General features: G+C 59.5%; 24 protein-coding genes, 1 tRNA gene and 1 other RNA gene. 12 read left to right on the forward strand and 14 right to left on the reverse strand.

What is annotated here, in order from left to right; genetic code table 11:
• Positions 1-45: 45 nt before the first annotated feature.
• Both aroA and DM08_RS09140 read right to left on the reverse strand, forming a co-directional pair.
• Complete coding sequence (aroA, locus tag DM08_RS09135) at positions 46-1,350, reverse strand: 3-phosphoshikimate 1-carboxyvinyltransferase (RefSeq protein WP_035384395.1); 1,305 nt, start codon at positions 1,348-1,350, stop codon at positions 46-48.
• Positions 1,351-1,366: 16 nt separating this feature from the next.
• Entirely contained in the window at positions 1,367-2,233 is an 867-nt protein-coding gene (locus DM08_RS09140) for a prephenate dehydrogenase (protein ID WP_035384396.1), read from the reverse strand.
• Between the two features lie 85 nt (positions 2,234-2,318).
• Between DM08_RS09140 and DM08_RS09145 the strand changes: the two genes are divergently transcribed.
• Positions 2,319-2,403: transfer RNA gene (locus DM08_RS09145), tRNA-Leu, on the forward strand.
• A 61-nt stretch (positions 2,404-2,464) separates the two neighbouring features.
• On the opposite strand, the gene aroF is transcribed toward DM08_RS09145, so the two are convergent.
• The 6 genes from aroF to gyrA are packed head-to-tail and all read right to left on the reverse strand — an operon-like array spanning position 2,465 to position 10,572.
• Positions 2,465-3,481, reverse strand: a complete 1,017-nt coding sequence (gene aroF, locus DM08_RS09150; RefSeq protein ID WP_035384357.1) for a 3-deoxy-7-phosphoheptulonate synthase — start codon at positions 3,479-3,481, stop codon at positions 2,465-2,467.
• A complete protein-coding gene (hisC, locus tag DM08_RS09155) occupies positions 3,478-4,587 on the reverse strand; it encodes a histidinol-phosphate transaminase (RefSeq protein WP_035384358.1) in 1,110 nt (369 codons plus the stop codon). The genes aroF and hisC overlap by 4 nt, the downstream gene beginning before the upstream one ends.
• Positions 4,588-4,625: 38 nt before the next feature.
• Complete coding sequence (pheA, locus tag DM08_RS09160; protein ID WP_035384359.1) at positions 4,626-5,690, reverse strand: prephenate dehydratase; 1,065 nt, start codon at positions 5,688-5,690, stop codon at positions 4,626-4,628.
• A gap of 12 nt (positions 5,691-5,702) precedes the next feature.
• The gene (locus tag DM08_RS09165) at positions 5,703-6,890 is read right to left on the reverse strand and encodes a phosphoglycerate dehydrogenase (RefSeq protein ID WP_035384360.1); all 1,188 of its coding nucleotides are present in this window, start codon (positions 6,888-6,890) and stop codon (positions 5,703-5,705) included.
• Complete coding sequence (serC, locus tag DM08_RS09170; protein ID WP_035384361.1) at positions 6,883-7,965, reverse strand: 3-phosphoserine/phosphohydroxythreonine transaminase; 1,083 nt, start codon at positions 7,963-7,965, stop codon at positions 6,883-6,885. Before serC ends, DM08_RS09165 begins: the two co-directional genes overlap by 8 nt.
• A gap of 21 nt (positions 7,966-7,986) precedes the next feature.
• On the reverse strand, positions 7,987-10,572 hold the full coding sequence (gene gyrA, locus DM08_RS09175; RefSeq protein ID WP_035384362.1) for a DNA gyrase subunit A: 2,586 nt from the start codon (positions 10,570-10,572) through the stop codon (positions 7,987-7,989).
• A gap of 201 nt (positions 10,573-10,773) precedes the next feature.
• On the opposite strand from gyrA, the gene DM08_RS13045 reads away from it, so the two are divergent.
• From DM08_RS13045 to ssrA, 4 genes are all read left to right on the forward strand, one after another.
• Positions 10,774-11,430, forward strand: a complete 657-nt coding sequence (locus DM08_RS13045; RefSeq protein WP_035384363.1) for an OmpA family protein — start codon at positions 10,774-10,776, stop codon at positions 11,428-11,430.
• Positions 11,431-11,523: 93 nt separating this feature from the next.
• Positions 11,524-12,219 (forward strand): bifunctional 2-polyprenyl-6-hydroxyphenol methylase/3-demethylubiquinol 3-O-methyltransferase UbiG, encoded by a 696-nt coding sequence (gene ubiG, locus DM08_RS09185; RefSeq protein ID WP_035384364.1) that lies wholly within the window; start codon positions 11,524-11,526, stop codon positions 12,217-12,219.
• The gene (gene gph, locus DM08_RS09190; RefSeq protein ID WP_035384365.1) at positions 12,212-12,862 is read left to right on the forward strand and encodes a phosphoglycolate phosphatase; all 651 of its coding nucleotides are present in this window, start codon (positions 12,212-12,214) and stop codon (positions 12,860-12,862) included. The genes ubiG and gph overlap by 8 nt, the downstream gene beginning before the upstream one ends.
• Positions 12,863-12,899: 37 nt before the next feature.
• Positions 12,900-13,266: a transfer-messenger RNA gene (gene ssrA, locus DM08_RS12595) on the forward strand.
• 667 nt (positions 13,267-13,933) lie between these two features.
• Here ssrA and glyA read toward each other — a convergent pair.
• Both glyA and metE read right to left on the reverse strand, forming a co-directional pair.
• Positions 13,934-15,184: a serine hydroxymethyltransferase gene (glyA, locus tag DM08_RS09200; RefSeq protein ID WP_035384367.1), complete on the reverse strand. Its 1,251-nt coding sequence runs from the start codon at positions 15,182-15,184 to the stop codon at positions 13,934-13,936.
• Positions 15,185-15,249: 65 nt separating this feature from the next.
• Complete coding sequence (gene metE, locus DM08_RS09205) at positions 15,250-17,544, reverse strand: 5-methyltetrahydropteroyltriglutamate--homocysteine S-methyltransferase (protein ID WP_035384368.1); 2,295 nt, start codon at positions 17,542-17,544, stop codon at positions 15,250-15,252.
• 118 nt (positions 17,545-17,662) lie between these two features.
• Between metE and DM08_RS09210 the strand changes: the two genes are divergently transcribed.
• Positions 17,663-18,559 (forward strand): LysR family transcriptional regulator, encoded by an 897-nt coding sequence (locus DM08_RS09210; RefSeq protein ID WP_035384397.1) that lies wholly within the window; start codon positions 17,663-17,665, stop codon positions 18,557-18,559.
• Positions 18,560-18,580: 21 nt separating this feature from the next.
• Here the strand turns inward: DM08_RS09210 and DM08_RS09215 are convergent, their stop codons facing one another.
• From DM08_RS09215 to DM08_RS09230, 4 genes are read right to left on the reverse strand one after another with little or no spacing between them, the layout of a single operon-like run.
• The gene (locus DM08_RS09215; protein WP_035384369.1) at positions 18,581-18,991 is read right to left on the reverse strand and encodes a hypothetical protein; all 411 of its coding nucleotides are present in this window, start codon (positions 18,989-18,991) and stop codon (positions 18,581-18,583) included.
• Positions 18,988-20,337: a recombinase family protein gene (locus tag DM08_RS09220; protein WP_035384370.1), complete on the reverse strand. Its 1,350-nt coding sequence runs from the start codon at positions 20,335-20,337 to the stop codon at positions 18,988-18,990. Before DM08_RS09220 ends, DM08_RS09215 begins: the two co-directional genes overlap by 4 nt.
• Positions 20,334-20,831, reverse strand: coding sequence for a DUF2924 domain-containing protein (locus DM08_RS09225; RefSeq protein ID WP_035384371.1), 498 nt, complete (start codon positions 20,829-20,831; stop codon positions 20,334-20,336). Before DM08_RS09225 ends, DM08_RS09220 begins: the two co-directional genes overlap by 4 nt.
• Before the next feature lie 2 nt (positions 20,832-20,833).
• Entirely contained in the window at positions 20,834-21,046 is a 213-nt protein-coding gene (locus DM08_RS09230) for a hypothetical protein (RefSeq protein ID WP_035384372.1), read from the reverse strand.
• Positions 21,047-21,231: 185 nt separating this feature from the next.
• Between DM08_RS09230 and DM08_RS09235 the strand changes: the two genes are divergently transcribed.
• The 6 genes from DM08_RS09235 (at position 21,232) to DM08_RS09260 (ending at position 25,784) form a co-directional block, all read left to right on the forward strand.
• Positions 21,232-21,831 (forward strand): LexA family protein, encoded by a 600-nt coding sequence (locus DM08_RS09235; RefSeq protein WP_035384373.1) that lies wholly within the window; start codon positions 21,232-21,234, stop codon positions 21,829-21,831.
• Between the two features lie 15 nt (positions 21,832-21,846).
• Entirely contained in the window at positions 21,847-23,088 is a 1,242-nt protein-coding gene (locus tag DM08_RS09240; RefSeq protein WP_035384374.1) for a hypothetical protein, read from the forward strand.
• The gene (locus DM08_RS09245) at positions 23,085-24,050 is read left to right on the forward strand and encodes a hypothetical protein (RefSeq protein WP_035384375.1); all 966 of its coding nucleotides are present in this window, start codon (positions 23,085-23,087) and stop codon (positions 24,048-24,050) included. Before DM08_RS09240 ends, DM08_RS09245 begins: the two co-directional genes overlap by 4 nt.
• Positions 24,051-24,265: 215 nt before the next feature.
• A complete protein-coding gene (locus DM08_RS09250; protein ID WP_035384376.1) occupies positions 24,266-24,484 on the forward strand; it encodes a helix-turn-helix transcriptional regulator in 219 nt (72 codons plus the stop codon).
• Positions 24,481-24,966 (forward strand): hypothetical protein, encoded by a 486-nt coding sequence (locus DM08_RS09255; RefSeq protein ID WP_035384377.1) that lies wholly within the window; start codon positions 24,481-24,483, stop codon positions 24,964-24,966. Before DM08_RS09250 ends, DM08_RS09255 begins: the two co-directional genes overlap by 4 nt.
• Positions 24,963-25,784 carry an ATP-binding protein gene (locus DM08_RS09260; RefSeq protein WP_035384378.1) on the forward strand — a complete coding sequence of 274 codons (822 nt, stop codon included), beginning with the start codon at positions 24,963-24,965 and terminating at the stop codon, positions 25,782-25,784. The genes DM08_RS09255 and DM08_RS09260 overlap by 4 nt, the downstream gene beginning before the upstream one ends.
• Positions 25,785-25,787 lie beyond the last annotated feature (3 nt).

Below are 25,787 nucleotides of genomic sequence, written 5' to 3' on the forward strand. Positions count from 1 at the left end.
AAGGCGCTGAAAAGTCGGCGCTATCGCCGCGCCGACAAAGGATATTCAGCCTTGGGTGACGGCTGCAAAAACCGCGAAATAATCCGGGAAGGTCTTGGCCACGCAGCCGGGATCGTTGATGCGCAGCGCCGTGCCGAACGCCGCCAGCGAGAAACACATCGCCATGCGGTGATCGTCATAGGTGTCTATCGCCGCATAGTGCAGTTGCGCTGGCGGCGTGATGCGGATGTAATCCGCGCCCTCCTCCACCGTCGCGCCGACCTTGCGCAACTCGGTCGCCATCGCCGCGATGCGGTCGGTTTCCTTCACTCGCCAACTGGCGATGTTGCGCAACGTGGTCGTGCCGTCAGCGAACAGCGCCGCCACCGCCAGCGTCATCGCCGCATCCGGGATGTGGTTGCAATCGAGGGTGATGGCGGTGAGCTGGCCGCTGACGGGGCCGGAGGCTTCCATCCAGTTCGGGCCCATCTCGATGCGCGCGCCCATCTTGGCAAGCTCTTCGGCAAAGCGCACGTCACCCTGCACGCTCTCGCTGCCCACGCCTTCCACGCGCACCGGGCCACCACCGATGGCGCCTGCGGCCAGGAAATACGACGCCGACGAGGCGTCGCCTTCGACGTAGATCACGCCCGGCGAGTGGTAACGCTGACCGCCGGAAACCACGAAGCGCTGCCAGCCCTGCCTTTCGACCCGAACACCGAAGCGCGCCATCATTGCCAAGGTGATCTCGATGTAGGGCTTGGAAATCAACTCGCCCACCACTTCCACCACCACGGCGCGCCCGGTCAGCGGCAGCGCCATCAGCAGCCCGGTGAGGAACTGGCTGGACACGTCACCGCGCACTTGCACTCTCCCCTCGCCCCCCGGGAGAGGGGATGGGGGTGAGGGGGGCTTGATCTGCAACGGCGGAAAACCTTCATTGCCCAGATAGCCGATGTCCGCGCCCAATTGCCGCAGCGCATCCACCAGATCACCGATGGGACGCTCGTGCATACGCGGCACGCCGGAAAGTTCGTAGCTGCCGCCCGCCAAGGCCAGCGCCGCCGTGAGCGGGCGGAAGGCGGTTCCGGCGTTGCCGAGGAACAGCTTGGCTTCCTTCACCGGGAAATTGCCGCCGCAGCCGTGGACTTTGTAGGCGTTGTCGCCCAGCGACTCGACCTGCACACCCAGCATTTGCAGCGCGTCCAGCATGCGGTCGGTGTCGTCCGACTTCAGCAGGTCGCGCACTTCGGTCACGCCCTCGGCCAGCGCCGCCAGCAGCAACACGCGGTTCGAGATGCTCTTGGAACCGGGCAGGCGCACAGTGCCACGTGCGGATTTCAACGGTTTAAGGTCCAGGGATTCAGTCATAGTGCTCATTCACGATTCATTTCGGTGCCCAGCCGCTGCGCACCGAGCACGCAAGGCTGAAGATCTCTTCAAGTTTGGCCGCGTCAGCCGCCACCAGAGCCGTATGCAGTGTTTCCAGCTCGCGCTGATAGCGCCCCAACTCGCCCAGCAAGGCCTCGCGGTTGGCCAGACAGATGTCGCGCCACATCTCGGGTGAGCTGGCGGCAATGCGGGTGAAGTCGCGGAAGCCGCTAGCGGCGAAGGACAGCAGCAGGTCGCGGTCGTCGCGCTGCGCGATGTCGTGCACCAGCGCGAACGAGAGCAGATGCGGCAAATGGCTGACGGCGGCGAACACTTCGTCGTGCTGGGCAGGTGTCAGCTCGCATACCGCCGCACCGCACAGCTCCCAGAACAGCCGCACGCTGGCCACGGCGGCATCGCTGTTCTCCGGCAAAGGTGTCAGTACCACACGCTTGCCTTGATACAGCTCGGCCAGCGCCGCCGAAGCTCCGCTCTTCTCCGCCCCGGCGATGGGATGCGCTGGAACGAACTGCCCCACCTTGTCGCCCAGATTGGCATAAGCCGCAGCGACCACGTCGCCCTTGGTGCTGCCGCCATCGGTGAGCAAGGTGTTCGCCCCCAGATGCGGCGCGATACGGGACAAAATGGCAGACATCTGCGCCACGGGTGTCGCCAACAAGATCAAGTCGGCATCGGCCACTTCGGCCGCTTCGTCCGCACCGATGCGGTCGAGGATGCCGAGACTCATGGCATCCTCCAACGTCGCCCGGCTGCGTCCGAAGCCGACGATCTCGCGAACCGCGCCCGCCCGGCGCAAAGCCAGCGCGAACGATCCGCCGATCAGCCCGACTCCGTATATGACGATCTTGTTCAATTCAACCATGCTCCGTGGGTTCAGCGCGTTCAGCGGCACGCGCCCGCTTCCCGCTGGCTATTTCGACCTGCCGTGATACAATCCGCGCCGTTTTGCGAAAGTGGCGGAATTGGTAGACGCACTGGATTTAGGTTCCAGCGCCGCAAGGCGTGCAGGTTCGATTCCTGTCTTTCGCACCAACGACTTACCCGATACTCTTCAACCGGCCGAACAGGGATTCCCCGCCCGGCCACCCAAGCCCTAGATCGAACGTCCCACCGCTCCGGCGATGGCACCCAGCGTGCCCATCAGCTTCTTCAGCTCAGCCGGAGTCAGCGCCTGATCGGCATCGCACCAGGCATCACACGGACTCGGGTGCATCTCGACCAGCAAGCCGTCGGCACCTGCCGCGATCGCCGCTTGCGACAACGAAGCCACCATCCAGGCCTTGCCACCCGCGTGGGACGGGTCAACGATCACCGGCAGGTGGGTCTCTTTCTTCAGCACCGGAATGGCGGTCACGTCCAACACGTTGCGGTAGTAGGTCTCGAAGGTGCGGATGCCACGTTCGCAGAAGATGATGTTGTGGTTGCCGCCCGCCGCGATGTATTCGGCGGCCATCAGCCATTCGGCAATCGTCGCCGACATACCGCGCTTGAGGATCACCGGCTTGTTGCAGCGCCCGACTTCCTTGAGCAGGTCGAAGTTCTGCATGTTGCGGGTGCCGATCTGAATCACGTCCACATCGTATTCCAAGAAAGTGTCGAGCTGGCGCGCGTCCATCAACTCGGTGACGATGGGCAGATTGTGCTTGGCGGCGGCCTTGCGGAACATGTCCAGACCTTCCGCGCCGTGGCCCTGGAAGGCATACGGACTGGTGCGTGGCTTGAACGCACCGCCGCGCATCAGACGGCAACCGGCTGCATGCACGAACTGAGCAGACAGATCCATCTGCTCCTGTGTCTCCACCGAGCACGGCCCTGCGATGATCTGGATCTGCTTGCCGCCCAGCGGAATGCCGCCGATGTCGATCACCGTGTCCTGTTTGTGCGATTCGCGCGACACGATCTTGTATTGCTTGGTGACGTGCATCGCCGATTCCACACCGGGCAGCGGCGTAAACATCTCTGGCGTGAGCTTGCGCTCGTCGCCGATGGCGCCGATCACGGTGCGCTCGACCCCGCGCGAGATGTTGGCCTGCAGGCCGGCGTTTTCCAGTTTTTTGACCACTGTGCCGATTTCGGCATCAGTGACTTCACTACCCATGATGATGATCATTTACTCTCTCCGATCGCCTGCTCCAAGGCAGACAAAAATCTAGCGTTTTCCTGTTCTGTACCTATGCTGACACGCAGAAAATCAGGCATGGCGTAATTGGCGACGGGGCGTACGATCACGCCCAGTTGCAGCAGACGGCGGAAGATGTCACCCGCACCGGCCACCTTGAAACTGACGAAATTTCCCAGCGACGGGATATGCAACAAGCCCAGCTTGCGCAGACCGTTGGTGACCTGCGCCATACCGCTCTGGTTCAGCAAGAACGTCTGGCGCACGAACTCCTTGTCCTGCAACGCGGCCACCGCAGCGGCTTGCGCCACGCTGTTGACATTGAACGGCTGGCGCACCCGGTTGAGCATATCCGCCACCTGCTCGTGCGCAATGGCGTAACCGACGCGCAAACCTGCCAGGCCGTAAGCCTTGGAGAAGGTGCGCGAGATGATCAAGTTCGGAAAGTCCTTCAGGTATCCAACTGAATCATAACGGTACTCTTCCGGCAGATATTCGTTGTACGCCTCATCCAGCACCACCAGGATGTCCTTGGGCAACGCGCGCAGGAAGGCCAGCATCTCGACCTCGCCGATGTAGGTCCCGGTCGGATTGTTCGGGTTGGCGATGAACACCACCTTGGAGCGATGCTCGATGGCCGCAGCCAGCATGGCTTGCAGATCGTGTCCGTAGTTCTTGGCCTTGGTCGATATCCCCGTCGCCCCGACCGCTTGCGTCGCCAGCGGATAGACCGCGAAGGCGTGGTCGGAGAACACCGCCTTGTCGCCCGGTGCCAGGAAGGCATGGGCGATCAGCTCAAGGATGTCGTTCGAGCCATTGCCCAACACCACGTTGGTCAATTCGACCGCGTAACGCTGGCTGAGCGCCGATTTCAGGTCGAAACCGTTGCCGTCCGGGTACAGCGCGATGGAAGCGATGGCCTCGTGCATCGCGGCGATGGCGCGCGGGCTGGCACCGAGCGGGTTCTCGTTGGAAGCCAGTTTCACGATGGTCGCCGGATCGAGGCCGAATTCGCGCGCCAGCTCGGGGATGGGCTTGCCGGGCTGGTAAGGCGCGATGGCACGGATGTATGAAGGAGCAAGTTCGGTGTAATTCATAGTGCTTGGGATAAAGTCCTGTGCGCGGCGAAACTGCGTTAAACGGCGACCGGGTACGAACCCAGGATCTTGACGAACGAGGCAACCTGCCTGAGCTCAGCCAGCGCAGCAGCCACTTTGGCATCCTGCTGATGGCCGTCGATGTCCACAAAGAACACGTATTCCCACAGACCGGAACGCGCCGGGCGCGACTCCAGCTTGGTCATCGACACGCCGTGGGTAGCCAGCGGCGTGAGTAGTTGGTGCACGGCGCCGGGGCGATTCGGCGCAGACAACACCAACGAGGTCTTGTCTCGACCGGACGGCGCGACTTCCTGATCGCCGATGACGAGGAAACGCGTGGTGTTGCGCGGATCGTCCTCGATGTTCTCGTCCAGCAGGGTCAAACCGAACAGTTCGGCTGCCTGACGACCGGCGATGGCGGCGCTGCCCACCTCCTGCCCGGCCATGCGCGCGGCCTCCGAGTTGCTGGCCACTGCGATACGCTCGACGTTCGGCAGGTTGGCGTTCAGCCAGCCCTGACATTGCCCCAGCGACTGTGGATGCGAGTAGACGCGCCGAATGGCATTGCGCGGCGAAGTCGACATCAGGCACTGGTGCACCTGTAGCGGGATCTCGCCACACAGCTTCAGCGTACTTTGCAGCAGCAGGTCCAGCGTGCGACCCACCGCGCCTTCGGTGGAATTCTCCACCGGCACCACGCCGTAGCGCGCTTCGCCGCTCTCGACCTTGCGAAATACTTCATCGATGGTCCCGCACGGCACGTTGCGCCCGCCGTGGCCGAAACGCTTGTAAGTCGCCGCCTCGGAGAAGGAACCGGTCGGGCCGAGGTAAGCCACGGCCAGCGGCTCTTCCAGCGCGCGGCAATGGGACATGACTTCGGTGAACAGGGTGGTGACGCTTTGCGCTGGCAGCGGTCCGTTGTTGCTATCCACCATGCGCTGCAACACCTGCGCCTCGCGCTCGGGACGCAACACCGCCCCGCCCTGCTTGGCGTGGCCGATCTGTTGCGCCAGCGTCGCGCGCTGATTGAACAGGCGCAGCAACTCGTCGTCGATGCGATCTATCTGTGTGCGGAACTGCTTGAGGGCTTCGTCACTCATGCGGCAACTCTTTCACCTGGTTTCCAGCGGCAGATCGCGCACTTTGAGCACGCCGGGGATGGCGGCCAGCTGTGCGATCACCTCGACGGGAACGAGACTGTCCACATCCACCAGCGTGTACGCCATTTCGCCGCGCGATTTGTTCATCATGTTATGGATGTTGACACCCGCACCGGCCAGCGTACTGGAGATCTGCCCCAGCATGTTGGGCACGTTGGCATTGGCGATGGCCAGACGATAGTCAGATTCGCGCGCCATCACCAGCGTCGGGAAGTTCACCGTATTGACCAGATTGCCATGCTCCAGATAATCGCGCACCTGCTCGGCCACCATCACGGCGCAGTTCTCCTCCGCCTCTTCGGTGGAAGCGCCCAGATGCGGCAAGGCGATCACGCCCGCACTGCCCTGTGCCTTCCGGGTCGGGAAGTCGCACACGTAGGCGCGCAGCTGTTTGCCGCTCAACGCGGCCAGAACCGCATCCTCCTCGACGATGGCATCACGGGCAAAATTCAGCAGCACGGCGCCCGGCTTCATCACGGCCAGCCGCTCTGCATTGAGCAGACCGCGTGTCGCGGGCAGCAAGGGCACGTGGATGGACACGAAATCGCTCGCCTTCAGCAAAGCCTCGACCGAGTTCGCTTTCTTCACCTGAGAAGACAGGCTCCAGGCCGCCTCCACGGTGATCTCGGGATCGTAGCCGACGACCTTCATGCCCAGCCCCAGAGCGGCATCCGCCACCAGACGACCGATCGCGCCCAAGCCGATGATGCCCAGAGTGCGCCCGCGCAGTTCGATCCCGGCGTAATGCTTCTTGCCGTCCTCGACCTGCTTGTGCAGCGCCTCGTCGTCGCCACTCAACCCTGCCACAAAGTTAAGCGCGGGGACGACGTTGCGCGACGCGATCAACATGCCCGCCAGCACCAGCTCCTTCACCGCGTTGGCGTTCGCGCCTGCCGCGTTGAACACCGGCACGCCGCGCGCACTCATCTTGGCGACCGGCACATTGTTGGTCCCGGCCCCGGCACGGGCGATCGCCAGCACGCTGTCCGGGATCTCCATCTCGTGCATGTTCTGCGAACGCACCAGAATGGCATCCGGCTGGGCGATGTCGTTGGCGACACGGTAACGCTCGGACGGCAGCCGCTTCAGACCGCTGGCCGAGATCTTGTTTAGCGTGAGGATGGAATAGGTCTTAGCCATGGCGCTTGGCGAACTGGCTCATGAAGTCCACCAATGCCTGTACGCCTGCCAGCGGCATGGCGTTGTAGATCGAGGCACGCATCCCGCCCACCGAGCGATGGCCCTTCAGTTGCAACAGACCATGCTGGTCCGCCTGCTTGAGGAACTCGCTGTCCAGTGCCGCATCCTTCAGGGTAAACGGCACGTTCATGCGCGAGCGGTCGGCCAAGTTCACCGGACAGTTATAGAAGCCGTTGCTGGCATCGATCGCGCCGTACAGCAGGTCGGCCTTGGCGATGTTGGCCTGTTCCATCGCGGCGATGCCGCCGTTCTTCTTCAGCCACTGGAACACCAGCCCGGCCATGTAGATGCCGTAGGTGGGCGGAGTGTTGTACATGGACTCATTGTCGGCGTGGGTCTTGTAGTCCAGCATGGTCGGCGTGCCGGTGGGCACTTGGCCGATCAGGTCGTCACGCACGATGACCAGGGTCACGCCAGCCGGGCCGATGTTCTTCTGCGCACCGGCGTAGATCAGGCCGAACTTGGACACGTCCAGCATACGCGACAGGATGTTGGACGACATGTCCGCCACCAGCGGCACGTCGCCGGTCTCGGGAATCCAGTTGAACTCCACGCCTCCTATGGTTTCGTTCGGCGTGTAGTGCAGATAGGCCGCGTTCGGATCGCGCTGCCAGGTATCGAAAGCCGGGACATAGGAACAGTTTTTGTCCTTGTTATCGACCACCACGTTCACGCCACCGAACTTCTTGGCTTCGCCGATGGCCTTCTTCGACCATTCGCCGGTGTTGACGTAATCGGCGGACGCCTTGCCGCGCAGCAGATTGAGCGGAATCATCGAGAACTGCAGGTGCGCCCCGCCTTGCAGGAACAACACCTTGTAGTTGGCGGGGATGCCCATCAGCTCACGCAGGTCGGCCTCGGCCTGGGCGTGGATGCCCATGTATTCCTTGCCACGGTGCGACATCTCCATCACCGACATACCGCTGCCCTGCCAATCGGCCAGCTCGGCCTGGGCCTGCAACAACACGTCCTTGGGCAACACTGCGGGTCCTGCGCTGAAATTGTAAATGGTCATCTTGTTCACGCTCCGTTAGGATTATTCGGATACTTCTTCAGATGCTGCGGATTCATCGGGCTCTTCGGTCTCGGCGATACGGCTCAGGCCGGCCAGCTTGTCGCCTGCCTCCAGATTGATCAGCGTCACGCCTTGGGTCGCGCGGCTCATTTCGCGGATCTCTCTGACGCGCGTACGGATCAATACGCCGTTGGTGCCGATCAGCATGATCTCATCTTCGGTGTTGACCAAGGTCGCAGCCACCACCTTGCCGTTACGCTCGGAGGTCTGGATCGCGATCATGCCTTGCGTGCCACGTCCATGGCGGGTGTATTCGGCGATCGGAGTGCGCTTGCCGTAGCCGTTCTCGGTGGCGGTCAGCACGCTCTGTTCTTCGTCCTCGGCCACCAGCAGAGCGATCACGTTGCCGCCCTTGGCCAAATTCATGCCGCGCACGCCGCGCGTATCACGGCCCATGGGGCGGACATCTTCCTCGTCAAAACGCACCGCCTTGCCTTCGTCCGAGAACAGCATCACGTCATGCTTGCCGTCGGTCACTGCCACGCCGACCAGGAAATCGCCCTCATCCAGTGCGATGGCGATGATACCGGCCTTGCGCGGGTTGCCGAACTGGGACAACGCCGTCTTCTTAACCGTGCCGTTCGAGGTGGCGAAGAACACATATTTGTCCTCGGCAAACTCGCGCACCGGCAGGATGGCGTTGATCTTCTCGCCCGGCTCCAACGCCAGCATGTTGACGATGGGCTTGCCGCGTGAAGCACGGCTGCCCAGCGGCACCTCATAGACTTTGAGCCAATAGGCGCGGCCACGGTTGGAGAAGCACAGGATGTAATCGTGGGTGTTGGCAATGAACAGGTTGTCGACGAAATCGTCTTCCTTGGTCGAAGCCGCCTGTTTGCCGCGTCCGCCGCGCTTCTGCGCACGGTACTCGTCCAGCATCTGCGCCTTCATGTACCCGGCATGGGACAAAGTGACCACCACGTCTTCCGAGGCGATCATATCTTCCATGGTCAGGTCTTGCGCATAAGTGATGATCTCGCTACGGCGCTTGTCGCCGAACTGCGTCTTGACCAGGCTCAACTCCTCGCCGATGATGAACGAGACGCGCTCCGGCCTGGCCAGGATGTCCAGCAGGTCGGCGATCTTGGCCATCACCTCGCGATATTCGCCAACGATCTTGTCTTGCTCCAGGCCGGTCAGGCGCTGCAGACGCAGATCCAGAATGGCCTGCGCCTGGACATCAGACAAACGATAGCCACGCTCCGCGCCCTCACCCACCAGACCGAACTCCGGCGACAGATTGTCCGGACGCGATGCGTCGCTGACCCGGGACAGCATGTCTTCGACCAACGTCGAGCGCCAGATACAGGACATCAGGCTGCGCTTGGCATCCGCCGGCGTAGCCGCCGCCTTGATGAGGGCGATGATCTCGTCCACATTGGACAGCGCCACGGCCAGACCTTCCAGCACATGACCGCGTTCACGCGCCTTGCGCAACTCGAATACGGTACGGCGTGTCACCACCTCGCGCCGATGGCGCAGGAAGGCATCGAGGAACTGTTTGAGGTTGAGCAACTTGGGCTGGCCATCGAGCAAGGCGACCATGTTCATGCCGAAGCTGTCCTGCAACTGGGTCTGCTTGTACAGCTGGTTCAGGATGACTTCCGGCACCTCGCCGCGCTTCAGCTCGATCACCGCGCGCATGCCGGACTTGTCGGATTCGTCGCGTATCTCGGAGATACCCTCGATCTTTTTCTCGCGTACCAGTTCACCGACCTTGACTAGCAGGTTGGCCTTGTTCACCTGATAGGGCAGCTCGTCGATGATGATGGCCTGCCGGTCGCCGTTCTTGCCGATGGGCTCGAAGTGGCAACGCGCGCGCATCACCACACGGCCTCGCCCGGTGCGATAACCTTCTTTGATACCCGCCGTACCATAGATCAGCGCTGCCGTCGGAAAGTCCGGTGCCGGGATCAAATCGATCAGCTCTTCGATATCCATGTCGGGATTGGCCAGCAGCGCGAGACAACCGTCGATCACCTCGTTCATGTTATGGGGCGGGATGTTGGTCGCCATCCCCACGGCGATACCGGAAGAGCCGTTCACCAGCAGATTCGGGAAGCGCGTCGGGAACACCAACGGCTCCTGCTCCGAGCCATCGTAGTTCGGGCCAAAATCTACCGTCTCTTTGTCCAGGTCTTCCAGCAACTGGTGGGCAATCTTGGCCATGCGGATCTCGGTGTAACGCATCGCGGCGGCGTTGTCGCCGTCGACAGAACCGAAGTTGCCCTGACCGTCCACCAGCATGTAGCGCAGCGAGAAATCCTGCGCCATACGCACGATGGTGTCGTACACCGCCGTGTCACCGTGCGGGTGGTATTTACCGATTACATCACCGACGATACGCGCCGATTTCTTGTAAGCCCGGTTCCAGTCGTTGTTCAGCTCGTGCATCGCATAGAGCACCCGGCGATGGACCGGCTTCAAGCCGTCGCGCACATCGGGCAAGGCACGTCCGACGATCACGCTCATGGCGTAATCAAGGTAGGACTTGCGCATCTCCTCTTCAAGACTGACCGACAGGGTTTCCTTGGCGAATTGTTCCATAATGGCAGCGATACCTGATTTATTGACGGGCGAAAACAGCGCGCGAGTTTATCATGCCGACCCAAGGCGAACCAAAGCAAAAATGCCACAGTCCAAGCGCAGTCGCGCATTACTATTTACAAGGCCAGCGGCTGCGCTTACTATCTCGGCCAGTGTGCATAAGGCACCGACAGAACGTCAACCAAACAAAAGGACCTCACCATGAAACTGAACATCGGACAAACCCTGCTGCTGGCAGCCCTCTCCTCTGCAAGCATGGCAGCCTTGGCACATCCAAACAGCGTAGGCTACACCTATGACTCCCGTGGCGTGATCGCCCGCGACAACTATGGCAACTGTGTGCGCACCGCTGAATGGAACAAGGAAAACGCCGTCAAGGAATGCGACCCAGCCCTGTTCCCAGAGCCAGTTGCCGCACCGGCTCCGGCTCCCGTGGTAGTGGTGCCAGCTCCGGCTCCAGCTCCTGCTCCTGTTCCAATGAAGATCGACCTGAGCGCCGATAACTCGTTCGACACTGGCAAGTCGGCCCTGAAGCCCGAAGGCCAGGCCGTTCTGGACAAGCTGGTCGCCGATCTGAATGGCGTGACTTTCGACACCCTCACCATCGTTGGCCATGCTGACCGCAGAGGCTCCAAAGCCGGTAACGACAAGCTGTCCGCAGCACGTGCCGAGTCCGTGAAGAGCTACTTGGCCAGCAAGGGCGTCGATGCCAACAAGATGTCCGCTTCCGGCAAGGGCAGCAGCGAGCCAGTGACTCAGGCTAGCGACTGCAAGAAGATGAAGGGCGAGAAGCTGGCTACTTGCCTGTCTCCGGACCGTCGCGTTTCCATCCGCGTCTCCGGCACCAAGCTGAAGTAATTCAGGCTTGATGAGGAAAAGCCCCGCCATGCGGGGCTTTTTTATTGCTCGCCATTTTGCTACATTCCGCCGCCACCCAATCGAAAGCTAGCCATGACCAATGTCGACCCCGTCGAGCTGGAGAAATTCAGCCAACTTGCCAGCCGCTGGTGGGACCCCAACAGCGAATTCAAACCGCTGCATGAGATCAACCCGCTGCGCCTGGACTACATCAACCGTACCGCCCATCTGAGCGGGAAGACCGTGCTCGATGTCGGCTGTGGCGGCGGCATCCTTTCCGAAAGTATGGCGACCGCCGGTGCAACCGTGACCGGCATCGACCTGGCGGAGAAATCGCTGCAGGTCGCCAAGCTGCATCTGCTGGAAAGCGGCAAACAAGTGGATTACCGCAAGATCCCAGTCGAAGAGCTCGCTGCCGAACGTCCGGAGTCGTTCGATGTCGTCACCTGTATGGAGATGCTGGAGCACGTGCCCGATCCGCAAAGCGTCATCCGCGCCTGCTCACAACTGGTCAAACCCGGCGGCTGGGTGTTCTTCTCCACCCTGAACCGCAATCCCAAGTCCTATCTGTTCGCCATCATCGGCGCGGAATACGTGCTCAACATGCTGCCGCGCGGAACGCACGACTACGCCAAGTTCATCAAGCCTTCCGAGCTGGCACAGTTCTGCCGCAACACCGGGCTGAATGTCGCTGATGTCACCGGCATGAGTTACAACCCGCTGACCAAGGTCTACGCGCTGGGCGCGGACACCGATGTCAACTACATCGTCGCCTGCCGTCGTGACTAAGGCCGTCCTGTTCGATCTGGACGGCACCTTCGCCGACACCGCCGCCGACCTCGCCGCTGCCGCCAATCACGTCCGCGCGCAACACGGAATGCCGCCGTTACCGCTGGAACTGCTGCGTCCGCAAGCCTCGCACGGCTCCGTCGGCCTGCTCAAAGTTGCAATGAATGTTACGCCGCAACATGATGATTTCTCGGCAATGCGTGAAATCTTTCTGGATCACTATGCCAGCCACATCCAAGTCCATACCGAACTTTTTCCCGGCATGGCCGAGCTGGTCGATGTGCTGGAGCAGCGCGGCCTGCCCTGGGGCATCGTCACCAACAAACCGCACCGTTTCACCCTGCCCTTGATGCAGGCGCTGGGTTACGCGGAACGGGCCGCCTGTCTGGTCAGCGGCGACACCTGTGCCCACGCCAAACCCCATCCTGAACCCATGCTGCATGCCGCTGCGCTAGCCGGGGTGGGTGCTGCCGACTGCCTGTATCTCGGTGACGACCTGCGCGACGTGCAAGCCGCTCACGCCGCCGGGATGCGCTGCCTCGTTGCCGCTTACGGCTACCTCGGCGACCACGACCCGCGCGCTTGGAACGCCGACGGCATCATCGCCACCCCGCCGGAACTAATCCCCCATCTCACGCGCTGAGACTGGTACAATCCGCACCGTTTTGTAACAACGAACCGGGGGCGACCTGGCTTCGACGTGGGTTGCAAAGCAGCGCAGGGCATACCGAGGACCCGCCACCTCGTAAATCAGCTGGAAAACAAATAGTCGCAAACGACGAAACTTACGCACTGGCCGCTTAAGGCCTGCCCTCACACCCTGCTGTCCATGGAGGGGCTCGACACCGTAAGGTAGAGATGAGTGAGGTCATTACATGGAATCGTGCGGCGTAGGGTTACTTTACGCAACACTAAACGCAAGGTGACTCGTCCCGTACCAGCCTGCCGGTTGGCGTGTCCGGGATCAAATCAAACAACCAGGCTAAGTATGTAGAACTGTCTGTAGAGGGCTCGCGGACGGGGGTTCAATTCCCCCCGCCTCCACCAATATATAAAGGTCAACGGTTATCCGTTGGCCTTTTTTATTGCGTATCGCCGCGTATCCGTGGGGGTTCCTGCTAACTCTTGCGGACTTCCAGAGCCGCGCCACGACCACGATTTTGCCCGCATTTTCTCTCTCCGAGGCATTATTCTCCGGCGACTACCTAACCTCGCCAAAGCCGAAGTCAACGAAGGGTTAAAAATACTTCTTTTATTTTCATATTGTTACTCGCGGACTCGGATGAATGGTTTGACGAAAGAATTACCCCAGATAGGCAGGCCCCACATTTTCAAACTAGACACTACGCGCAATCCGCACCCCCACCCGCGCTAGATCGCCCAACGCACCCGGCTTCTCAATGCCGATCACAACACGGCTGCAAGGCCATTCCCGCAGCATACACTGGGCAAGATGTTCCGCCAGCGCTTCCAATAAACGGTAGCGGCAAGGTTTGAGCCACGCTGTCAACTGTACCGCAATCTCGCTACGGGAAAGTTGGAACGAAACGGGTGCAGTCAGATGTATGTCGAAAACGAGAGGCCGCAGCGCCTCCCGCTCCCACTCAAATACCCCGATTAGGGCGTGCAATTCGATACCCGTGTAGCTTTCGGTGTGCATTTTCAGGCGTTCGGTTGATGCGCCGCAGCAATCATTTTGAACCCTCTCCTCAAGTTAACGATAAACCGGAAACATCCCAGTCAGTCTTGCCACCTGCTCGCGCACCTGTGCGATGCGGCTGGCATCCTGCGGAGCGTCCAGTACATCGGCGACCAGGTTTCCAACGAGACGAGCTTCGTTTTCTCTGAAGCCTCGGGTGGTCATCGCTGGCGTACCGAGGCGGATGCCGGAGGTAACGAAGGGCTTTTCTGGATCGTTGGGAATGGCGTTCTTGTTGACTGTGATGTTCGCCTCGCCCAGCACGCGCTCGGCCTCCTTCCCGGTGATCTGCTTGGCGCGCAGATCGACGAGCATGACATGGCTCTCGGTGCGCCCCGAGACAATACGCAGGCCGCGCTCGATCAGCGTTTCTGCCAGCACGGTGGCGTTCTTGACCACTTGTTGCTGGTAAATTTTGAATTCCGGCGACATGGCTTCCTTGAAGGCCACAGCCTTGCCCGCGATCACATGCATCAGCGGGCCGCCTTGCAGTCCGGGGAAGATGGCCGAATTGATCCGCTTGGCGATCTCTTCGTTGTTGCTCAACACAATGCCGCCACGTGGGCCACGCAGGCTCTTGTGGGTGGTCGAAGTGACCACATCGGCATACGGTACCGGGTTGGGATAGATGCCAGCCGCAATCAGACCGGCGTAGTGAGCCATATCGACCATGAACCAAGCCCCGACCTCTTTGGCAATGCGGGCAAAGCGCCCGAAGTCGATGCGCAGTGCAAAGGCTGAAGCGCCCGCAATGATCAGTTTGGGTTTGTGTTCGCGAGCCAAGGATTCCATCTTCTCGTAGTCGATGTCTTCCTTGACATCAAGGCCATAGCTGACAGCCTTAAACCACTTGCCCGACATGTTGAGATGCATGCCATGAGTCAGGTGGCCGCCTTCGGCTAGGTTCATGCCCATGATGGTGTCGCCCGGTTGCAGCAGGGCGAAGAATACCGACTGATTGGCCTGTGAACCGGAGTTGGCCTGCACATTGGCGAACGCAGCCCCATAGAGCTGCTTCACGCGATTGATGGCGAGCTGCTCGACGATATCGACGTATTCGCAGCCGCCGTAGTAACGCTTGCCGGGGTAGCCTTCGGCATACTTGTTGGTGAGCTGCGAGCCCTGCACGGCCATCACGGCTGGCGAGGTGTAGTTTTCGGAAGCGATCAGCTCGATGTGGTCTTCCTGCCGCCGGTTTTCCTGCTGTATGGCGGCAAAGATTTCGGGGTCAATCTGATCGACATCGTAACGGGCACGTTCAAACATGGGGAGTCTCTCAAGTAAAAGTCCCGGCAGCGTACCGGGACTTTTGTTGCAAAAAATGCAGCGGATCAGGCCACTTCAGCGCGCAGGGTCTTGGCCGCTGCAACCATGTTGGTCAGCGCGGGGATCACCTCGTTCCACTGGCGCGTCTTCAGCCCGCAGTCCGGGTTAACCCACAGTCGTTCGGCTGGCACGCGTTCGGCAGCCTTCTTCATCAATTCGACCATATGCTGCTCTGTCGGGATATTCGGCGAGTGGATGTCGTACACACCGGGGCCGATTTCATTCGGGTACTTGAAGTGGTCGAATGCATCCAGCAACTCCATGTCAGAGCGCGAGGTTTCGATGGTGATGACATCGGCATCCATGTCGGCGATGGCCGCGATGATGTCGTTGAACTCCGAGTAGCACATGTGGGTGTGAATCTGCGTTTCATCTTCCACGCCGTTCGCGGTGATACGGAAAGATTCCACCGCCCAGTTCAGATAGTTGCGCCATTGCGACTTGCGCAGCGGCAGGCCTTCGCGCAACGCGGCTTCGTCGATCTGGATCACGCGCACACCGGCCTGTTCCAGATCCAGCACCTCGTCCCGGATGGCGAGTGCCAGTTGCTTGCACGACACCGAGCGAGGCTGGTCATCGCGCACGAAAGACCAGTTGAGGATAGTCACTGGGCCGGTCAGCATCCCCTTCATGGGTTTCGTGGTATGTGACTGTGCATATTTAGTCCATTCGACGGTCATTGCCTTGGGGCGGCTGATGTCGCCGAACAGGATGGGGGGCTTCACGCAGCGTGAGCCATAGGACTGCACCCAGCCAAATTCGCTGAAGGCGTATCCGTCGAGCTGTTCGCCGAAGTATTCGACCATGTCGTTGCGCTCGGCTTCGCCATGCACGAATACATCCAAGCCCAACGCCTCCTGCTCGCGCACGCTGCGTGCGATCTCGGCCTGCATCGCGAGTTTGTAGTCAGCCTCATTGATCTCGCCCTCCTTGTACTGGCGGCGCGCCAAGCGGATTTCGGCGGTCTGCGGAAAAGAACCGATGGTAGTGGTAGGAAACTTGGGCAGCTTCAGCAGGGCAGCCTGCTTGGTTGCGCGTTGAGCATAGGGACTTTGGCGTTGGCCGAGTTTTGCGTCGATCTTGTCCAGGGCCGCCTTGATCGCCGGGTTGTTGACACGCGGTGAGTTGCGGCGTGACTCAATGGCGGCGCGGTTAGCGGCAAGTTCGGCCTTCACCGCGTCGCGGCCTTGGTTCAGCGCGGTGGCGAGTATGGAAAGTTCGCCCAGTTTCTGCTTGGCGAAAGCCAGCCAGGACTTAATCTCGCCGTCGAGTTTTTGCTCACTGTCCAGATCGACAGGTACATGCAGAAGAGAGCATGATGGCGCAATCCACAGGCGATCACCCAATCGTTCAGCGATCGGCTCCAGCCAATCAAGCGTCGCGTTCAGGTCGGTTTTCCAGATATTGCGACCGTTGATGACACCCAGCGACAGAACCTTGTGCACAGGCAGCAGGTTCAGCACTGGCTGAATGTCGTCGCGACCATTGATGGCGTCCACATGCAGCCCAGCCACCGGTAGATTTACGGTCAGGTAAGTGTTTTCCAGCAACTGGCCGAAGTAGGTAGCCAGCAGCAGCTTGACACGACAGCTTTTCAACTGGTGGTAGGCGATGTTGAAGGCATGCTGCCAATCTGAATCGAGTTCGGTGACAAGGATGGGCTCGTCGATTTGCACCCATTCCACGCCTTGTGTAGCCAGCGTCTCCAACAGTTCCGCATAGACTGTCAGCAGGCGTGGCAGCAACGTCAGACGATCGCTATCGTCCTTGGATTTGCCGATGGCGAGGTAGGTCACCGGGCCGACGATGACCGGTTTGGCCTGAATGCCTTGGGCGCGAGCTTCGGCCAGTTGCTCCAGCAAGCGTGAAGCATCGAGCCGGAACTGAGTGGCGCTGGTAAATTCGGGGACGATGTAGTGGTAGTTGGTGTCGAACCATTTGGTCATCTCGCCAGCAGCGACCCCGCCGCAACATTGCGCATGATCCTCCGATGATTGGGCGGAACGGCCACGCGCCACGCGGAAGTAGTTATCCAGCGCATCGCCTTGGAAACTCTGCACGCGCTCGGGCAGATTGCCTAGTGCGAAGCTCATGTCCAGCACTTGGTCGTAGAAGCTGAAATCGCCGACCGGCACGAGGTCGAGGCCGGATTGATCTTGCCAGTGGCGCTGACGCAATTCCGCGCCTTTAGCCTTAAGTTCGTCGCGGGAAGAGAGTCCTTTCCAGTAAGATTCGAGGGCGAACTTCAGTTCGCGCTTGGCTCCGATGCGCGGAAAGCCGAGGTTATGGGTGATTGCCATGGTAGATGCCTCAATAAAATGAACAGGTGTGCCATGGTATACAGATCAACCAATGAATAAAAATGGTATTATTTCACGTACCAATTACTATTATTCATATATATATTTACCCATGAGTATCTTGGAACGCACGCATCTCGAAATCGTCCGTGCCGTCGAACAGTATGGCTCGCTGACTGCCGCCGCAGAAAAACTGCACCTCACCCAGTCCGCGCTCAGCCACACCGTGCGCAAACTGGAGGATCAACTCGGTCTTGCCATCTGGTATCGCGAGGGACGCCGACTGCGCCCGACTCAGGCAGGCGAATACCTGTTGGCTGTCGCCAACCGCCTCTTGCCACAACTTGTCCACGCCGAGGAACGCCTCAAGCAATTCGCACAGGGCGAGCGCGGCAGCTTGCGTATCGGCATGGAATGCCACCCCTGCTACCAGTGGTTGCTGAAGATTGTCTCGCCCTACCTGGCCGCTTGGCCTGATGTGGATGTGGATGTAAAACAGAAATTTCAATTCGGCGGCATCGGCGCACTGTTCGGATATGAAATCGACATGCTGGTGACGCCCGACCCGCTCTACAAACCGGGCCTTATTTTCGAGCCTGTATTCGATTACGAGCAGGTGCTAGTCGTCGGCCTGCAGCACCCTCTGCGCAATGCCGCCTACGTGCAGCCCAGACAAATCTCCGACGAAACACTGATCACCTACCCAGTCGCCATCGAGCGACTCGATATCTACAACCTTTTTTTGACCCCTGCCGGTATCGCGCCCAAGCGTCACAAGATCATCGAGACCACCGACATCATGCTACAGATGGTCGCCAGCGGACGCGGTGTCGCCGCGCTGCCGCGCTGGCTTGTGGAAGAGCAATCCGCAAAATTCGATGTCGCGCCAGTGAAGCTTGGCCCGAAGGGCGTGGCCAAGCAAATATTTCTGGGATTCCGCGAAGCGGATGCGGAGATCGACTACCTGCGCGCTTTCGTCGCACTGGCACACACCCACCGCGACAAGCGAGAGTGAACGAAACGACTCCATTCAGTTTCAAATGCCCGCCACTTTCCACACTAGCGGCGGGTTAACCGCCAGCTCCAGTAGCGTAATATTGTCCGGCAGCGTGTCATCTAGGATTGCCTGAATGACATATGGCGACAGCATGGTCAGATTAATCATCCGGCTGACATAGCTGTCGCCCACGCCTTCACGGGCGGCCAGTTCGCGCAAGGTTTGTACCTCACCCGACTCAAACATGGCGAGCCAGCGATGGCCGCGCGCCAGCGCCAGTTGCATGGCCGTAGGGGCAAGTGGTTTATGGGGCTTCCCCATTTCACCGTTGGGCAGCGTGATCCGCTTACACCCACCGCGTCGCCGAATCTGAATCGGAATGTTCAGCGTCAGCTTGCCATCGCTGGACGGGATGACATCGGCAGCGCCGTTGACGTTGATCGCGGTCATGCCATCACCTCTTCATCCACCTTGGCAGGTTGCAACTCCATCACCACCTGCTCGATGCCGTTGGCTCGCAGCCGCAGTTCGATGTTGGTCGGAGACACGATGACCTTTTCTACCAGCAATTTGACGATGCGCGTCTGCTCTGCCGGAAACAGTTGATCCCAGATGATGTCCAGCCGTGTCATCGCTACCGTAATCTGCGCCTCGTCGAGTTTGTCGTTGAGTGCGATGGCCTGCGGCACGATCTCACCGATCATTGTGGGCTGGCGCATGATGGCGCGCACCTGGTCGAGCACCGCTGTTTCCAGTTGATCGGCAGGCAAACGCGGCAAGCCCGATGCACCGGCGAACTCCTTGGCATCACGTTGCGGTATGTAATATCGGTAGCGCCGCCCATTTTTCTTGGTGGTGTGCCATGGCGACAGCGCACGCCCGTCATTGCCAAACACAATTCCTTTGAGCAAATATGGCACCTTGGCACGGGTGGCGTTGCCGCGCACGCGACCATTGCTGGCCAGTATTGCCTGCACATCTTCCCACAGTTTGGCATCGACGATGGCAATGTGCTCGGCCTGATACCACTGCTCCTTGTGGCGCAGCTCGCCAAGGTAGGTCCTATTGTTGAGTAGCTTGTAGATCAGGCTTTTGTCGATCGGTTTGCCCTCGCGCACCTTGCCGTCCTGCGTCACCCACGCCTTCGAGGTCACACCATCCAGTCGCAGCTCCTTGACCAGCAGCGTGGTCGAACCGATTTCCACGAAGCGCTGGAAGATATGCCGGATCAACTTCGCTTCCTTGGCATTTTGAATGAGGCGACGGTTTTCGACATCGTAGCCCAGCGGTGGGATACCACCCATCCACATGCCCTTCTTCTTGCTGGCGGTAATCTTGTCACGGATGCGCTCGCCGGTGACCTCACGCTCGAACTGGGCGAAGGACAGCAGCACATTGAGCATCAGCCGCCCCATGCTGGTTGTGGTATTGAACTGCTGGGTGACGGAAACAAATGACACACCTTGGCGCTCGAACACCTCGACCATTCTGGAGAAATCGGAAAGGCTGCGGGTCAGGCGGTCAATTTTGTAGATCACGACCACATCGATCTTGCCCGCCTCGATGTCGGCAATCAGACGCTTCAATCCCGGACGTTCCATGTTCCCACCGGAAAATGCCGGATCGTCATAATCGTCAGCGACCGCAATCCACCCCTCGGCGCGCTGACTGGCAATATAGGCATGACCGGCATCACGTTGTGCATCGATGGAGTTGTATTCCTGATCCAGCCCTTCCTCGCTGGACTTGCGGGTATAGACCGCGCAGCGCAGGCGGCGTTTGATTGTCTCGCTCATTTACGCGCTCCCTTCTTCGACTTCTTCGCGGGTTGATTTTGACGGAGGCCGAAAAACAACGGACCCGACCAACGTGTGCCGGTGATCTCACGAGCAATAATGGACAGGCTGCCGTATCGCCTGCCCTCATACTCATACTGCCCATCGGCTTCGACGACCACGCGATGTTCGACATCCTGATATAGCCGGGTCAGCACGGTTCCGACTGATGGCAGATAATCCTTACTGCGCGCTATCACCTTGCCCCGTTCCATTAATGTTTCTATACGGCGCTTGTTGCTCTCCAGCAGGTTGCGATCCACCTTGCGGAACTCGACGATCTGTAATTTGTAGGCGATGCGCCGTTCCAGGAACTGTCGGTTATGAGTTGGCGTGTCGCCGCCGAACAGGCGCTTCCACAGAGCCTTGATCTCGGCCATATTCATCTGCGGCAACTGGGAGATTTGCGCAACGACCGATGGCGGCGTGGTGAATAGGGTAGTTCTTGCGATCATTTTTATTCCTTATTTCTCTGGTTGTTGGAGACCCCATGAACGCTTCGTCCGGGCGGAATAGCAAGTTCAAACTCGCTCTCTAATTCCATGGTTTCTGGTTGACGCGATCTTGGCTCACGCATGCGTGCAATGCCGCGTGCCAGCAACGTGGCGACCTCCTGCCTGCGCTGTTCCGAGGTCATCCGGTCGGGTGGGGTTTGGTTCACATCCATCATTGGTATCACTCCTGTTCTGTCCAACTGTTTTGATGCAGAAATTGTGCAACGACAGAGGCTGAAATCCGGCTAGGGAGTTTCAAACAGCTACGAACGGATGCGGGCTATTGCGAAAAAGATATGAAAATTTTTTACTGAGATGATTATTTTTGACGAGAGAACGCCCGTTCTCTACAATATCACCCATGAAAACTGCCAAGCAAAATTCGACCAACGACCGGGAGCATTTGGCTCGACTACAGGCGTACTACGCCGAGTATCGGACCTTCCCGTCCTATGCCCGGCTGATGGAGATATTGGGGTTTGCCTCCAAATCCGCCATCAAGAAGGTACTGGAACGGCTCGAAGCGGCAGGAATGCTGGAGCGCACGCCGGATGGTGACTGGGCACCGAGTGACAGTTTCTTCGAGCGCACGATTGCCAGCCAGCCGGTTCCGGCAGGTTCGCCGGTCGCCGTATCAGACGAGACCTGCGAGCAGGTCATGCTGGATCGCTTCCTGATCGAAAAACCGGCGCAAACCGTCATCATTCGTGTCAAGGGTGAGTCGATGATCGACGCAGGCATCCACAGTGGCGATCTGGCCATCGTGGAGCGCCGAACTCACGCCCAGCCCGGTGAATTGGTGGTCGGCATCGTCGATGACGAGTTCACACTCAAAACGCTCGGGCGAGACAAGGAAGGTTTTCATCTGATTCCAGCCAATCCGGATTTCTCAATCATCCGGCCACAGGGAAAACTGGAAATTTTTGGGGTCGTTGTCGGCCTGGTGCGCAAATATTCGTAAAGGAAAACCCCATACATGAAAATCTTCAACCCACGCCATTTCCTCCGGCACATCTCGATGCCGACGCTACGCGAGTTCACCACAGCGCATGTTCTATATGCCCGATTGAATATCGACTGGGAACAGCCACCCGAAACCCTGCCCACACAACTGGCTGATGCGGTCGAGGCACTGGATGCGTCGCTGCCCAATTCAGACCTACCTGCCGCCGAACGTGAGGCAATCGGCCACGACATCCATATCTGGTACGACGATCTGCGCCGTGCGCACATGATGTCGAACGGTCTGGCGATCAAAGAATTTCAGGTGGCGTGCAATGGTGATGTCGAGATGGAAGCCGCCTTCGACTCACGTGACGAACGTGAAAAAGCCCTCTGGATGATGGCATTTCGTGACAAGGCATTTCGCGATGCCGAACTGCACATCGCGTTTCAGGCCAAAACCAACGGCAAGTATTGGAAGAAACACCGCATCCAGCCGGGCCTCGATCCAACCCGCGATCGCGCTAAACTGGAAGCCTTCTGTCATGAAGTCGCCAAGCTCTACAAAAAGGTCGGTGCGGGTGATGGTACCCACATCGAGATCAGTGAACGCGCCGCCGATGGCAGCATCCAGTTGGCCATCTATGTCGAAGGTCCGGTGACAGCCATTGCCCATTTTAGCGAGAACCATTTCAAGCGCATCACCACCCGCATCGCACTGGAAACTGCGCTGGTCTACCACCCCGACTCCGGGTTTGTGGAAACGATCGTCAAAGGTGGGGCTGCCAACCATACTGCCGTCCTCCAGTTGTTCGGCAAGCATGTGGTCGAGAAGGAAATCGCGCCCGAGGCGATCGAGAAGGCACGATTCAAACTCAATGCCCTACGTGACGGCATGCTGGAACCATTCGACGATTGGTCGGTTCACGGAGTCGAAAAGGTTCGGCTACGCCGCGCACGTTTCAGCCCCAATGGTAGCACCGGCATTTCCTTCGAGGTCGAAGCTCCACCAGCCAAGGATCAGGACGATGCCATCAAGCTCGCGCTCGAGAATCTCAAAATCCAGCACACCTTCGAAGCCGAATACAACCTGATCCGTGCCTGCCTCATGGTTTACCCGCTGACCTCGGCAGATCAGAAAACCACGCATTTCAGCTTCGACGTGAGTTCGACCGGATCGTCCACCATCAAAAATTTATCCGCGCACAATCAGCAGATCGCCAACATCGTCTTGCAGGCGCTGAATGTCATCGAGGCCGACGAGGTGCCTGCATGAGTCAGTCGCAGTGTGATGCCGCCGCACTCCTCTGCCGCTTGCTGGATAGCGCCAAGCCTGAAATCAATGGGCTGACGCTGTGCAGCGGCGAGCATGCCAATGCTGGACAGCAATTGCTGCGCGAACGCGTGCTGGTGATCGGCACCCCGCTTGACTGGGTGACTTGCTCCGAGTGCGGCATCGAAATTGCGCGCGTCGTGCGCGAACTGGCGCATGACCACATCCTGCTGTTATGTCCGACATGCGGTGAGGTCAGTGCGCCGCGTCGCCTGCGCGAGACATTCAAACCCAGCCTGCCCAAACTGATAGCCGCCCTGCAGCTCGGGCTCGGCCTGTCACCCACCGGTGCAAAACCCATCGAACCGGAGATCTGCTGGCGGCTGGGCACCACCGAGCCCACTCGCGGCAAACCGGTCACATGGTATTTCGCGCGCCACCTGCATCAGCCCAAGGTCGCGCATCACCTGCGGGAACAGATCAAACTCGACAAGACCATCCAGTCCTGCCGAATCATCACCTGCAGCGAATTGCCGTTGCCGGACGGCTCTCCCCTGACGGGACTGGATGTCGCCAACTTGGCCACACTCGCGCGCATCAGTCAGAGCAAATTTGAGTTTTTTGCAGATCGACTGGCAGCACCTAGACCGCAAGTCCCCGAAGAAGCTATACCGGGAACATCCCTGAAATATGTGGATGCGCAGGCCAAGGTCTATATCGACGGGCAGGCCTATGACTTGGAACCACGGCACCGGTCCATTCTGCTGGCGCTGATGAACGACCTCGACCACGAGATGGACAAGGGTGCACTCAAATCAGCGTGCGGCTCGGAATCACAGCGCTTTTCCCCGAGCAAGGAGTTCGACCGAATCCCGGTTGTGTATCAGACTTTCATCCGATATCTGCGTGGTGACGAGCGCTATGCATTGATCATTCCTGAAGAGGATCAGCACTGGCTGCACTGACTCCGCTTCAATCCCCATCGTCCCCCATAACCCGGCATTGGCCTCAGCCAATCCGGGTTTTTTGTTATCTGTTCGCACGAATCGAGTTTGAGGAACGATTCCGAGGAATCTGCGGAATGGTTTGAGGAATCTCGCTTGAGAAATTCGCTTTACCGGTTGGCGGTACTCGTCGAGTACCCGAATCCGGTGACATCGAAACCATCAAGGAGACTCAAATGCAGCAACAAGTCAGACACCTCAATCAAGGTGAACTCGCCACGCGCTGGGATTGCAGCGAAGCATCACTCGAGCGTTGGCGCTCCGAGGGCATCGGCCCCGTGTTCATGAAACTGCACGGTCGCGTGCTCTATCGCATCGAGGATATCGAAAGCTACGAGCAGCAATGCCTGCGCAGCGGCACCTCGAAACCGCTGGTCACGGGAGGTGCAGCATGAGCCACCTCACCCTCACGCCTTCCACGCTGCCGGACCTGTCAGTCAGCCAACTGGCGGCCCTGTCGCAACAGGAATTGCAAGAATTCGACATCTCGCTGGCGCTGCTCGCGACCTGGGTGAAGTTGTCCCGTGATCGCCTCAACACCGCACTTGAACAACGCTATGGCGAACAGGCGCGTAGTGCTCTGTTGGAATCGGGACGCGATTTCGGTGTGACGCATCTGTCCGATGGTCAGCTGCGTGTGACCTACGAGTTGCCCAAGCGCGTGTCGTGGGATCAGGCGCAACTCTCCAAGATTGCCGAACGCATCGTTGCTGCCGGAGATCGCATTCAGGATTACATGGATGTCGACCTATCGGTTTCAGAGTCGCGTTTCAACAACTGGCCGCCCGCACTCAAGGAACAGTTTTCCGCCGCACGCACCGTGAAGCCCGGCAAACCTGCCTTCCGTCTGGCACGCGTCGAGGGAGAATCAGCATGAGCGGACTTCCCATCATCTCTGCCGAACAACGTCGCGCAGAAAAGCGTGGCGTGAAGATGGCCTTGCTCGGTAAGAGCGGACTTGGCAAAACCTCCCAGCTCAAAACGCTGGGCATCGACAACACGCTGTTCATCGATCTGGAAGCGGGCGATCTGGCTGTTGCCGACTGGTCAGGCGACACCATCCGTCCGCGCACCTGGCCCGAGTTTCGCGATCTGGCGGTGTTTCTGGCTGGCCCCAATCCGGCACTGCCCGCCGAGTTGCCTTTCTCGCAGGCGCACTTCGATCACGTGTGTCAGCAGTACGGTGACCCGGCCAGTCTGGCCAAGTATCAAACCTATTTCTGCGACTCGATCACCGCCCTGTCACGCCTGTGCTTTACCTGGGCCAAGAGCCAGCCTGCGGCAATTTCGGAGCGCTCCGGCAAGCCGGACAGCCGGGGTGCCTACGGCTTGCTCGGACAGGAAATGATCACCGCACTCACTCACCTGCAGCACGCACGCGGCAAAAACGTGGTGTTCGTCGCCATCCTCGACGAGAAGATCGACGACTTCAACCGCAAGGTGTTCATGCCGCAGATTGAGGGTTCCAAGACCTCGCTCGAACTGCCCGGCATCGTCGATGAGGTCGTGACGCTTGCCGAACTCAAAGCGGATGACGGCAGCAGTTATCGCGCCTTCGTCTGCCACACGCTCAATCCATGGGGCTTCCCTGCCAAGGACCGGTCTGGCCGTCTGTCCATGCAGGAAGAACCGCATCTCGGACGACTGATCGCCAAGTGCGCAGCCGCCACCACACCTCAATCTGACAAGGAGTAAGCC

It is taken from the genome of Ferriphaselus sp. R-1 (assembly GCF_000746095.1).
Taxonomy (GTDB): domain Bacteria; phylum Pseudomonadota; class Gammaproteobacteria; order Burkholderiales; family Gallionellaceae; genus Ferriphaselus.

Excerpts from the sequence above, each read along its gene's own strand:
- aroA (WP_035384395.1), bottom strand. The coding sequence starts at position 1,350 with ATGACTGAATCCCTGGACCTTAAACCGTTGAAATCCGCACGTGGCACT.
- DM08_RS09140 (WP_035384396.1), bottom strand. The coding sequence starts at position 2,233 with ATGGTTGAATTGAACAAGATCGTCATATACGGAGTCGGGCTGATCGGC.
- aroF (WP_035384357.1), bottom strand. The coding sequence starts at position 3,481 with ATGATCATCATCATGGGTAGTGAAGTCACTGATGCCGAAATCGGCACA.
- hisC (WP_035384358.1), bottom strand. The coding sequence starts at position 4,587 with ATGAATTACACCGAACTTGCTCCTTCATACATCCGTGCCATCGCGCCT.
- pheA (WP_035384359.1), bottom strand. The coding sequence starts at position 5,690 with ATGAGTGACGAAGCCCTCAAGCAGTTCCGCACACAGATAGATCGCATC.
- DM08_RS09165 (WP_035384360.1), bottom strand. The coding sequence starts at position 6,890 with ATGGCTAAGACCTATTCCATCCTCACGCTAAACAAGATCTCGGCCAGC.
- serC (WP_035384361.1), bottom strand. The coding sequence starts at position 7,965 with ATGACCATTTACAATTTCAGCGCAGGACCCGCAGTGTTGCCCAAGGAC.
- gyrA (WP_035384362.1), bottom strand. The coding sequence starts at position 10,572 with ATGGAACAATTCGCCAAGGAAACCCTGTCGGTCAGTCTTGAAGAGGAG.
- DM08_RS13045 (WP_035384363.1), top strand. The coding sequence starts at position 10,774 with ATGAAACTGAACATCGGACAAACCCTGCTGCTGGCAGCCCTCTCCTCT.
- ubiG (WP_035384364.1), top strand. The coding sequence starts at position 11,524 with ATGACCAATGTCGACCCCGTCGAGCTGGAGAAATTCAGCCAACTTGCC.
- glyA (WP_035384367.1), bottom strand. The coding sequence starts at position 15,184 with ATGTTTGAACGTGCCCGTTACGATGTCGATCAGATTGACCCCGAAATC.
- metE (WP_035384368.1), bottom strand. The coding sequence starts at position 17,544 with ATGGCAATCACCCATAACCTCGGCTTTCCGCGCATCGGAGCCAAGCGC.
- DM08_RS09215 (WP_035384369.1), bottom strand. The coding sequence starts at position 18,991 with ATGACCGCGATCAACGTCAACGGCGCTGCCGATGTCATCCCGTCCAGC.
- DM08_RS09220 (WP_035384370.1), bottom strand. The coding sequence starts at position 20,337 with ATGAGCGAGACAATCAAACGCCGCCTGCGCTGCGCGGTCTATACCCGC.
- DM08_RS09225 (WP_035384371.1), bottom strand. The coding sequence starts at position 20,831 with ATGATCGCAAGAACTACCCTATTCACCACGCCGCCATCGGTCGTTGCG.
- DM08_RS09230 (WP_035384372.1), bottom strand. The coding sequence starts at position 21,046 with ATGATGGATGTGAACCAAACCCCACCCGACCGGATGACCTCGGAACAG.
- DM08_RS09235 (WP_035384373.1), top strand. The coding sequence starts at position 21,232 with ATGAAAACTGCCAAGCAAAATTCGACCAACGACCGGGAGCATTTGGCT.
- DM08_RS09240 (WP_035384374.1), top strand. The coding sequence starts at position 21,847 with ATGAAAATCTTCAACCCACGCCATTTCCTCCGGCACATCTCGATGCCG.
- DM08_RS09245 (WP_035384375.1), top strand. The coding sequence starts at position 23,085 with ATGAGTCAGTCGCAGTGTGATGCCGCCGCACTCCTCTGCCGCTTGCTG.
- DM08_RS09250 (WP_035384376.1), top strand. The coding sequence starts at position 24,266 with ATGCAGCAACAAGTCAGACACCTCAATCAAGGTGAACTCGCCACGCGC.
- DM08_RS09255 (WP_035384377.1), top strand. The coding sequence starts at position 24,481 with ATGAGCCACCTCACCCTCACGCCTTCCACGCTGCCGGACCTGTCAGTC.
- DM08_RS09260 (WP_035384378.1), top strand. The coding sequence starts at position 24,963 with ATGAGCGGACTTCCCATCATCTCTGCCGAACAACGTCGCGCAGAAAAG.